The following is a 10758-nucleotide window of genomic DNA, read 5'->3' as shown; positions in this document are numbered from 1 at the left end:
TATTACGCGTATTTATTGTGTTAAAAGACACGCTTCGTTACAACCTTAACGACGATTTCTGTATTGAGAGGCCCACCGTGAGTCTATTTGATAAAACGCATCTTGTCGCCCAGGCGGATGCGCTGCCTGGACGCAATACCCCGATGCCAGTGGCGACGCTCCACGCAGTTAACGGCCACTCGATGACCAACGTCCCGGCGGGGATGGAAGTGGCACTGTTCGCCATGGGCTGCTTCTGGGGAGTTGAACGTCTGTTCTGGCAATTGCCGGGGGTTTACAGCACCGCCGCCGGCTACACTGGCGGCTATACGCCCAATCCGACCTATCGCGAAGTGTGCAGCGGCCAGACCGGTCACGCGGAAGCGGTGCGCGTGGTCTACGATCCGCAGGTCATCAGCTATGAGCAGTTATTGCAGGTGTTCTGGGAAAATCACGACCCCGCGCAGGGCATGCGACAGGGTAACGACCTCGGCACCCAGTACCGTTCGGCGATCTATCCGTTGACGCCGGAACAGACGGAAGCGGCAAAGGCCAGCCTCGCGCGCTTCCAGGCGGCGATGAACGACGCGCACGATACCCGTCACATCACCACCGAGATCGCCACCGCCAAACCGTTCTACTATGCCGAGGACGATCACCAGCAGTATCTGTATAAGAACCCGCATGGCTATTGCGGCATTGGCGGCATTGGCGTCTGCCTGCCGCCTCAGGCGTAATTCTGATTTCCGCCTCAACAGCGAGGCGGTTAATGAACGCTCTGGCGGCTTTACATTCCCTTACGCTATACTACCCAGTGTGACAGCCGGTCCAGCGCCTTCGGACCGGTTTTTTATGTATTCCACATTTAAGTTATCAACTTCCCTTCCGAGGATCTGACCTCAACGGTCAGAAAAGATATGTTAAACAGTATTTTAGTAATACTCTGTCTGATAGCCGTCAGTGCGTTTTTTTCGATATCGGAAATCTCACTGGCCGCCTCACGTAAAATCAAACTGAAACTGCTGGCCGATGAAGGCAACGTCAACGCACAGCGGGTGCTGAAGATGCAGGAGAACCCGGGCACCTTCTTTACCGTCGTGCAGATTGGCCTCAACGCCGTCGCCATTCTTGGCGGTATTGTGGGCGACGCGGCTTTCTCACCGGCGTTTCATAGCCTGCTCAGCGGGTATTTGTCACCGGAGCTCTCCGAGCAACTGAGCTTCATCATCTCTTTTACCCTGGTCACCAGCTTGTTCATCCTGTTTGCTGACCTGACTCCGAAACGCATCGGTATGATTGCGCCCGAAACTGTGGCCCTGCGCATCATCAACCCGATGCGCTTCTGCCTGTTAGTCTTCCGCCCGCTGGTGTGGTTGTTTAACGGCATGGCCAACATGATCTTCCGCATCTTTAAACTGCCGATGGTGCGGAAAGACGATATCACCTCCGACGATATCTATGCCGTGGTCGAAGCCGGCGCGCTGGCCGGGGTGCTGCGCAAGCAGGAGCATGAGCTGATTGAGAACGTGTTCGAGCTGGAGTCCCGCACCGTTCCTTCCTCCATGACCCCGCGTGAAAGCGTCATTTGGTTTGATTTGCATGAAGACGAGCAGAGCCTGAAGAATAAAGTGGCCGAACACCCGCACTCGAAGTTCCTCGTCTGTAATGAAGATATCGACCACATTATCGGCTACGTCGATTCAAAAGATCTGCTGAACCGCGTGCTGGCGAACCAGAGCCTGGTGCTGACCGGCGGCGTGCAGATCCGCAACACGTTGATCGTCCCGGATACCCTGACCCTGTCCGAAGCGCTGGAAAGCTTCAAAACCGCCGGGGAAGACTTTGCGGTGATCATGAATGAATATGCGCTGGTGGTCGGGATCATCACCCTTAACGACGTGATGACAACTCTGATGGGCGACCTCGTCGGCCAGGGGCTGGAAGAGCAGATCGTCGCCCGCGATGAAAACTCGTGGCTAATCGATGGCGGTACACCGATTGATGACGTGATGCGCGTGCTGGATATCGACGAGTTTCCGCAGTCCGGGAACTACGAGACCATCGGCGGCTTTATGATGTTTATGCTGCGTAAAATCCCCAAACGCACCGACGCGGTGAAGTTCTCCGGCTATAAGTTCGAGGTCGTGGATATCGATAACTACCGTATCGACCAGTTGCTGGTGACCCGCATCGATAACAAGCCCACGGTGCTGGTGCCCAAGCAGGCGGAAGCGGCGGAAAGCCAGAACGCCTGAGCGTAATCCTTTCTCTCTCTTAAGGGCGGATGATCATCCGCCCTTTTTATTGCCCGAATGTGAAGCGGCTCACGCCCCACTGCCGATAGCAGATTATTACTGCTCGATAGCGAAACGTTTATGACTCCCCCGTGCGCAAAAAGGTAACGTTGCTCGCGTCTACACGATCATATTCCTGAATAAAGGAAGCGAGGGTTACCATGATAACGTCGAATAAAAATTACTTTATCAGCTGTCTGTTTTTCCTGTTTTTCTTTATAGGCTGGGGATGCTGCTACCCCTATTTATCACTGTGGTTAACGGAAACCATCGGTATTAACTACACGGACGTCGGTCTGGTTTATTCTTTCACTGCCATTGTGGCCGTCTGCGTTCAGCCATTATTCGGTTTTATATCGGATAAGCTGGTGTATCGTAAGAATCTGATGTGGATGCTGGCGATCATTATCACCTTATTCGCTCCATACTGGATCTATGTCTTCGCGCCTCTGTTAAAAATAAATGTGTTCCTCGGCGCGCTGGCTGGCGGCCTCTATATTGGCATGGCCTACGGCGCAGGCTGCGGTATTTGCGAAGCCTACATCGATAAGGTCAGCCGCGCCTCCGGCTTCGAATTTGGTCGGGCGCGGATGTTCGGCGGCATCGGCGCCGCGATCGGCACCTTTGCGGCAGGAAAGCTCTACGGCATCGATCAGAACATGATTTTCTGGCTGGCCAGCGCAGCAGGCGTCTGCCTGCTGGTGATTGTCTGGAAAATGCAGATCAGCACCCATCAAAAGCAGGGGCTGCTGTCCGGCAAAACGTCGCCGGTTACCCTCCGCGATGCCGTCTCGTTGTTAAAAATTAAAAAATTCTGGTTCTTCGCCCTCTATGTCATTGGCGTCGGGGCGGTCTATGAAACCTATGACCAGCAGTTCGCTATCTACTACAGCCATTTCTTTGAGAGTAAAGCCCGGGGTGCAGAAGTCTTCGGTTATTTAACCACGGGTCAGATTTTCCTTGATGCCATCGTGATGTTCTTTGCACCATGGTTTGTGAATAAAATCGGCCCGAAAAATGCGCTGTTATACTGCGGGCTGATTATGAGCTTGCGCATTATCGGTTCCGCGTGGGCTATTGGCCCGGTATCCATCAGCCTGATTAAACTACTCCATGGATTTGAAAGCTCGGTGTTACTCGTCGCGGCGCTTAAATATATTACCGCTAACTTTAACCCCCTGCTTTCCGCGACGGTTTACTTAATTGGCTTCCAGTTTTCAAAAAGCTTTAGCTCTATTTTTCTCTCCACCGGCATCGGCCATATGTACCAGAGCATGGGCTTTACCAGCAGCTATATCGTGCTCGGTAGTATCGCCCTGTGCTTCACGCTCATTTCGTTTATCACGCTGGATAAAGCACGCGTGTTCTCTTCACAACCTGTGCCCGCGAATTAATGTCAGGAGGTAGTCTGCATGTCTCAGTTATTTTATGGCGTGGCGTATTACGATGAATATATGCCGGAAGATCGGCTGGCCAGCGATATCGCCTTAATGCGCGAAACCGGCATTAACGTGGTGCGTATCGCCGAGTCCACATGGAGTACACTGGAGCCCGAAGAGGGCCAGTACAATTTCTACCATATCGACCGGGTGCTCGAGGCGATGCATGAGGCCGGCATTGCGGTCATCGTCGGGACGCCCACCTACGCGGTCCCGGCCTGGCTGGCGGCGAAACATCCCGATATTCTGGTCACCACCGTCGCGGGGCAGCAAAAATATGGTCCGCGGCAGATCATGGATATCGTCAACCCGACCTTTCGCCGCTATGCCGAAAAAATTATCCGCACGCTGATGGCCCATGTGCAACACCATCCGGCGATTATCGGCTGGCAACTGGATAACGAAACCAAGCATTACGACAATATTGGCCGCTTTATGCAGGAGGGCTTCGTGCGCAGCCTGCAGGAGAAATATCCAGACCTCCGACAACTGAATCACGATTTCGGTCTGGATTACTGGAGCAACCGCATTGACCGCTGGCAGGATTTTCCGCCGGTGGAAAACACCATCAACGCCAGCCTCGCCTGCGCCTTCTCCCGCTATCAGCGCCAGCAGGTCACCGAGTATCTGGCCTGGCAGGCGGAGATTGTGCGCGAGTACGCCCAACCGCACCAGTTCGTCACCCACAACTTCGATTTTGAATGGCGCGGTTACTCTTACGGCGTGCAGCCGCGGGTCGACCATTTTGCGGCGGCGCAGGCGCTGGATATCGCCGGCGTCGATATCTATCACCCGAGCCAGGCACACCTGACCGGGCGGGAAATCGCCTTTGGCGGCGCCATCACCCGCTCGCTTAAGCCGGGCCAGAACTACTTCGTGCTGGAAACCCAGGCGCAGGGCTTCGCCCAGTGGACTCCCTACCCGGGCCAGCTGCGCCTGCAGGCGTTCAGCCATATCGCCTCCGGCGCCGCCATGGTCTCCTACTGGCACTGGCATTCGATTCATAACGCCTTCGAAACCTACTGGAAGGGGCTGCTCAGCCACGACTTCTCGCGTAACCCGACCTGGCAGGAGGCCACCACTATCGGGGCTGACTTTGCCCGCCTGTCGCCGCAGCTGGCGGAGCTGAAGGCCGAAAACGACGTTGCGCTGCTGATAAGCAATGAGGCAATGGACGCCCTCAATCACTTCCGTCCTGGCGATGCCGAGGGCAACATTTATAACGATATCTTTCGCCGCTTCCACGATGCGCTGTATGACCACAATATCAGCCTCGACATCATCCACGATGTAAACGAGGAAACCTCGCGCTACCGAGTGCTGATCGTTCCCGGCCTGTACGCTGCCGATGATGGCCTGCTGGCGCGTATCAATCACTATATCGCCGAGGGCGGCAGAGCGCTTATCGGCTTTAAATCGGGCTTTAGCGATGAAAACGTCAAGGTACGCCGCAGCGCGCAGCCTGGGATCCTGCGGCAGAGCTGCGGCGTCAGCTACAGCCAGTTCACCCTGCCGGAAGGGACGACGGTAAGCTCTTGCTGTGCAGAGATTGATTGCCGCAATGACAATCAGGCTGAGCTGTGGATGGAATTGCTGACGCCCGATGATGGGACCCGCACCTTGCTGCGCTATCAGCATCCGGCATGGGGCGAATACGCCGCCGCCACCGAAGCGGATTATGGCCGGGGACGAGCGATGTATGTTGGCTTCCTGCCGCAGAAGGGATTGATTAGCCAGCTGTTTGATGTACTAACCGCCGATATCGCATTGCGCTCGCGCACTTCCGCCTATCGCTTCCCATTAGTGGTCAAAAAAATGCGTAATCGCGCCGGGAAAACCATCCACTTCCTGTTCAATTACTCCGGCGAGACGCTGGAATTTGTCAGCGAGACCGCGGGTAGCGCGCTGCTGAACGGGGAGACAGTATACGTCGGCCAGCCGTTGCGCCTCAGGGCCTGGGAATTTACTATCATCGAAAGCTAACGACGCGGCGGCGCTCAGGTGGGAGAGAGAATGGAACTGGATATCAATGAGCTACTCAATTTCTCTCCATTGATGAAGACCTTTACCTTCAATGCCTGGGTCGTCGCAGGCTTCACGCCGATTACCCGCGGCTCCACGCTGGACTACTACATTAACCGCCCGCAGGGGATGAAAGGTTACATCATTAATCTGACCCTGCGCGGCCAGGCGCGGGCGAAGGCGGGCGATGGCTTCCTTCTGTGCCGGGAAAACGATCTGCTGCTGTTTCCTCCCGGGGTGCCCCATCACTACGGCAGGGACGAGCACAGCGAGTATTGGGACCATCTGTGGATCTACTTTATCCCCCGCCCCTACTGGATAGACTGGCTAAAGTGGGACCAAACTACTCACGGTATCGGCAAAACAACCATTAACGATCCCGAACAGCTCCAGCAGCTGCGCGATCTGTTCTACGAAGTGATACGCCATCACTCGGCATCCGCGCCGCTGTCGGAAGCGCTGGCGATGAACGCCCTGGAAAGATTGATCCTTCACTGTTTTCAGCGACAGCCCATCAGCAACCGTCACGCCCACGACCCACGGATTAACGCCGTCTGCGACTACCTCAACGCCCATATTGCGCAGGAGGTAAAAATCGAGACCCTGGCGGCGATGGTATTTATCTCCCCTTCACGTCTGGCGCACCTTTTCAAAAATGAACTGGGGCAAACGGTTTATGCATGGCGGGAAACGCAACGCATCAACCGCGCCAGGTGGCTTATTCAGAGCACCTCGCTCCCGCTTAACAAAATTGCTTTATCGGTAGGCTACAGCGATCCGGTCTATTTCACCCGCTTGTTTCGTAAACATAACGGTATTCCACCGGGCGAATATCGCAAACGCTATGCGGAAATGAAGGGCTAAAAACATCAACGGCTCCCATCGGGAGCCGTCTTTTACCTACTACGTACTGCTACGTTTCAGGTTATGCCATCTCAGTTTGCAGACGCAACACCTGACGATTGACTTCGGACATCACTGACAGATGCAGCTTGTCCTTGACCTTCGGGATAAGGATTTTGCCCTTATCAAATTCAAATGCGCCAACGTCCTTGATGTACAACCGTCCACGAAACAGGATCTTCACGTACTTCGCCACTTGCAGCGGATTGTAGCGTTGGAAAATTTTCATTCTTCTCTCCTGCCAGGGTTACGCTCCTGTGGTGCCACAGTTAGCCCACGTATCGGGAGCGCAAATTTTAATGCCCTAAAACTATAGTCCAGAATCTCAGAGGGACCCAGTATGTATAAGTTTATTTACCCTTTGATGACAATAATTCAGAATTTTCGTTTCAGACATACGATGAAGTAAGTATAAGTCGCCGTTTTTCGACTAATTTGTGCGTCAACACGCAAACTGGCATCCTCATTGCGGGTAATCACCACCAATCGCACTTATGATTAAACGAGACCAAGTGGTCGGATCACCTGCACAAAAAATGATTAAGGAAACCGTATGACCCTACGTAGCATACTGGCCGCCTCGTTACTCCTCGTGCCGCTGCTGGCCTCAGCGCATAACTTTGTCGATGGCCAGCGCGTGGCGCCGGTCGGCGTCGCGGATCGGGGCGAATTAATTCTGGATAATGATAAGTTTAGCTATAAAAACTGGAATAGCTCGCAGCTGGCGGGAAAAGTGCGCGTCGTCCAGCACATCGCCGGACGCTCGTCAGCAAAAGAGAAAAATGCCAATCTGATCGAGGCGATTAAAGCGGCGGGCTTCCCGCACGATCGCTATCAGACCACCACCATCGTCAATACCGACGATGCCATCCCGGGCACCGGTATGTTTGTGCGCAACAGTATCGAAAGCAATAAAAAGCTCTTCCCATGGTCGCAATTTATCGTCGACAGCAATGGATTGGTGCGAAAAGCCTGGCAGCTGGACGAGAAGAGCTCGGCGATTGTGGTGCTGGATAAGAGCGGGCGCATCCAGTGGGCCAAAGACGGCGCGCTCACTCAGCAAGAGGTGCAGCAGGTGATCGACCTGCTGCATAAATTGCTTAATAAATAGAGACCCGGAAGCCGGGATTGAGGAAGGATTCACGCGGCGTGTAGTCGAGGGTTTTGCCCTGCCAGTCGTGAACATGCGCCCCGGCGGCGACCGCGACGGCATGGCCGGCGGCGGTGTCCCAGGTGCTGGTCGGCCCGAAGCGCGGATAGAGCTGGGCCTGGCCTTCCGCCACCAGGCAGAACTTCAGCGAGGAGCCGATGGAAGTGGTCTGGTGCTCGCCCAGCTGCTCAAGGTACTCCTGCAGCTCCGGATCGTTGCCATGGGAGCGGCTGATCACCACCAGCGGTGGACGGGCATCGCGGACCTGGATCTGCTTGCGCACGCCGCACTCTTCTTTCCAGGCTTTGCCTTTTTCCGCGCTGTACATCACCTTCATCACCGGCGCATAGACCACGCCCAGCGTCGGCTTGCCGTTTTCAATCAGCGCGATATTAACGGTGAACTCGCCGTTACGCTTAATAAATTCTTTGGTGCCGTCCAACGGGTCGACCAGCCAGTAGCGCTGCCAGTGCTGGCGCACTTCCCAGGCCGGCGGGTCCTCTTCCGACAGAATGGGAATGGTGGCATCCAGCGCCTGCAGGCCGCTGACAATGACTTTATGCGCCGCGATATCCGCCGCCGTGACCGGAGAATCATCTTTCTTGCTGGCGACGTTGATCGGCTGGTTTCCATCGTAAACTTCCATGATGGCATCGCCCGCGTTCCGTGCAAGCTGACATACTTGTTCTAACATTCTCCACCTCGTCTGGTTACAGTGGCGTTAACTTGTTGTTTTATTTATATCGCATCACCGCAAGTTCCGCTATCTGTGATAACGATGGCGGTTTCTCTGCCCGCTTTTCTGGCAAGATTCACATTTCTGTAAGCAACAGAATATAAATACATTTTCTTCTGTGCTATCGCTCATAAAAAAGGACGCCTCTGATGATTAAGTTTAGCGCAACGCTCCTGGCCACGCTGATCGCCGCCAGCGTCAACGCCGCAACGGTCGACCTGCGGATCATGGAAACCACCGATCTGCACAGCAATATGATGGACTTTGACTATTACAAAGATGCCGCCACGGAGAAATTCGGCCTGGTGCGTACCGCCACCCTGATTGAACAGGCGCGGGCAGAAGCGAAAAACAGCGTACTGGTGGATAACGGGGATGTCATCCAGGGGAGCCCGCTGGGCGACTACATGGCCGCCAAGGGACTGAAAGAGGGCGATGTTCATCCGGTGTATAAGGCGATGAATACCCTGAATTATGCCGTCGGCAACCTGGGCAACCATGAATTCAACTACGGCCTCGACTTCCTGCACAAGGCGCTAGCCGGGGCGAAATTCCCCTACGTGAACGCCAATATCATCGATGCCAAAACCGGCAAACCGCTGTTCACCCCGTACCTGATCAAGGATACCCCGGTTCAGGACAGCGCAGGTCAATCCCACACCCTGCGCATCGGCTATATCGGCTTTGTGCCGCCGCAGATCATGACCTGGGATAAAGCCAATCTTAGCGGCAAAGTGACGGTCAACGACATTACCGAAACCGCGCGCAAATATATCCCGGAGATGCGGGCGAAAGGGGCTGATGTGGTGGTAGTGGTCGCTCACTCCGGCCTCTCCGCCGACCCGTATCAGGCGATGGCCGAGAACTCAGTCTACTACTTAAGCCAGGTGCCCGGCGTTGACGCCATCATGTTCGGCCACACCCACGCGGTATTCCCAGGCAAAGACTTCGCCAACATTAAAGGCGCGGATATCGCCAGAGGGACGCTGAACGGCGTACCGGCGGTGATGCCGGGAATGTGGGGCGATCATCTCGGGGTGGTCGATCTGGTGCTGAACAACGACAGCGGCAAATGGCAGGTGACTCAGAGTAAAGCGGAAGCACGGCCAATCTACGACGCGGTGGCGAAGAAATCGCTGGCGGACGAAGACGGTAAGCTGGTGGCGGTGCTGAAAGCCGATCACGACGCTACTCGCGAGTTCGTCAGTAAGCCGATCGGCAAGTCCGCCGACAACATGTACAGCTATCTGGCGCTGGTGCAGGACGACCCGACGGTGCAGGTAGTCAACATGGCGCAGAAAGCCTACGTTGAACACTACATTCAGGGCGACCCGGATCTGGCGAAACTACCGGTACTCTCCGCTGCCGCGCCGTTTAAAGTCGGCGGGCGTAAAAACGATCCGGCGAGCTTCGTGGAAGTGGAAAAAGGCCAGCTTACCTTCCGCAACGCCGCCGACCTCTATCTCTACCCGAACACCCTGGTGGTGATGAAGGTCAACGGGAAGGAGGTCAAGGAGTGGCTGGAGTGCTCTGCCGGGCAGTTTAACCAGATTGACCCGACCAGCAGCAAGCCGCAGTCGCTGATCAACTGGGACGGCTTCCGCACCTATAATTTCGACGTGATTGACGGGGTGAACTACCAGATCGACGTCACTCAGCCGGCCCGCTACGACGGCGAATGTCAGATGATCCATCCGCAGGCAGAGCGTATTAAGCACCTGACCTTCAACGGCAAACCGGTCGATCCGCAGGCCACTTTCCTGGTCGCCACCAATAACTATCGCGCGTACGGCGGTAAATTCGCTGGCACCGGCGAAAGCCATATCGCCTTCGCCTCACCGGATGAAAACCGTTCAGTGCTGGCGGCATGGATTGGCGCGCAATCGAAGAAGGATGGCGCGATCCATCCGGCGGCGGATAACAACTGGCGTCTGGCGCCGATCCACAGTAAGACGCCGCTGGATATTCGTTTTGAGACCTCGCCTGGCGACAAAGCCGCGGCGTTTATCAAAGAGAAAGCCCAATATCCGATGCGCCAGGTGACCACCGATGATATCGGCTTCGCCATTTATCAGCTGGATTTGAGTCAGTAATCCCTGTTCCCCGGTGGCGCTGCGCTTACCGGGGCTACAAACCGGAGCTGACGGGGAGCCCGGATAAGGCGCCAGCCGCTATCCGGGAACATCTCCCCGGTGGCGCTGCGCTTACCGGGGCTACAAACCGGAGCTGAAGGAT

Annotated in this window: 9 protein-coding genes; 7 read left to right on the top strand and 2 right to left on the bottom strand. The window is 55.4% G+C overall.

All coding sequences use genetic code 11. The features are described from left to right. Positions 1 to 77: 77 nt before the first annotated feature. The 5 genes from msrA to araC all read left to right on the top strand — a co-directional run bounded on the left by msrA (position 78) and on the right by araC (position 6598). Positions 78 to 716, top strand: coding sequence for a peptide-methionine (S)-S-oxide reductase MsrA (gene msrA / locus ABLV76_RS03625; RefSeq protein ID WP_032456893.1), 639 nt, complete (start codon positions 78 to 80; stop codon positions 714 to 716). Positions 717 to 896: 180 nt separating this feature from the next. Further along, entirely contained in the window at positions 897 to 2234 is a 1338-nt protein-coding gene (locus ABLV76_RS03620; protein WP_004206485.1) for a hemolysin family protein, read from the top strand. Positions 2235 to 2434: 200 nt separating this feature from the next. Continuing rightward, positions 2435 to 3667 carry an oligosaccharide MFS transporter gene (locus ABLV76_RS03615; RefSeq protein ID WP_017900583.1) on the top strand — a complete coding sequence of 411 codons (1233 nt, stop codon included), beginning with the start codon at positions 2435 to 2437 and terminating at the stop codon, positions 3665 to 3667. A gap of 18 nt (positions 3668 to 3685) precedes the next feature. Further along, entirely contained in the window at positions 3686 to 5695 is a 2010-nt protein-coding gene (locus tag ABLV76_RS03610) for a beta-galactosidase (RefSeq protein ID WP_087771120.1), read from the top strand. 30 nt (positions 5696 to 5725) lie between these two features. Then, entirely contained in the window at positions 5726 to 6598 is an 873-nt protein-coding gene (gene araC, locus ABLV76_RS03605; RefSeq protein WP_004206480.1) for an arabinose operon transcriptional regulator AraC, read from the top strand. A 61-nt stretch (positions 6599 to 6659) separates the two neighbouring features. On the opposite strand, the gene ABLV76_RS03600 is transcribed toward araC, so the two are convergent. After that, positions 6660 to 6866 carry a DUF1107 domain-containing protein gene (locus tag ABLV76_RS03600; protein ID WP_002886707.1) on the bottom strand — a complete coding sequence of 69 codons (207 nt, stop codon included), beginning with the start codon at positions 6864 to 6866 and terminating at the stop codon, positions 6660 to 6662. Between the two features lie 324 nt (positions 6867 to 7190). Between ABLV76_RS03600 and ABLV76_RS03595 the strand changes: the two genes are divergently transcribed. After that, positions 7191 to 7748 (top strand): YtfJ family protein, encoded by a 558-nt coding sequence (locus ABLV76_RS03595; RefSeq protein ID WP_004206478.1) that lies wholly within the window; start codon positions 7191 to 7193, stop codon positions 7746 to 7748. On the opposite strand, the gene cysQ is transcribed toward ABLV76_RS03595, so the two are convergent. Next, positions 7738 to 8481 carry a 3'(2'),5'-bisphosphate nucleotidase CysQ gene (gene cysQ, locus ABLV76_RS03590; protein ID WP_017900585.1) on the bottom strand — a complete coding sequence of 248 codons (744 nt, stop codon included), beginning with the start codon at positions 8479 to 8481 and terminating at the stop codon, positions 7738 to 7740. The genes ABLV76_RS03595 and cysQ overlap by 11 nt on opposite strands. Before the next feature lie 191 nt (positions 8482 to 8672). On the opposite strand from cysQ, the gene cpdB reads away from it, so the two are divergent. Beyond that, positions 8673 to 10616, top strand: coding sequence for a 2',3'-cyclic-nucleotide 2'-phosphodiesterase (gene cpdB / locus ABLV76_RS03585; protein ID WP_348878188.1), 1944 nt, complete (start codon positions 8673 to 8675; stop codon positions 10614 to 10616). Positions 10617 to 10758 lie beyond the last annotated feature (142 nt).

This window comes from Klebsiella sp. GB_Kp047, from assembly GCF_040065235.1.
GTDB classification, from domain to species: domain Bacteria; phylum Pseudomonadota; class Gammaproteobacteria; order Enterobacterales; family Enterobacteriaceae; genus Klebsiella; species Klebsiella quasipneumoniae.
The sequence above is the reverse complement of the archived record's forward strand: the minus strand, read 5'-3'. Positions and strand labels throughout refer to the sequence as shown.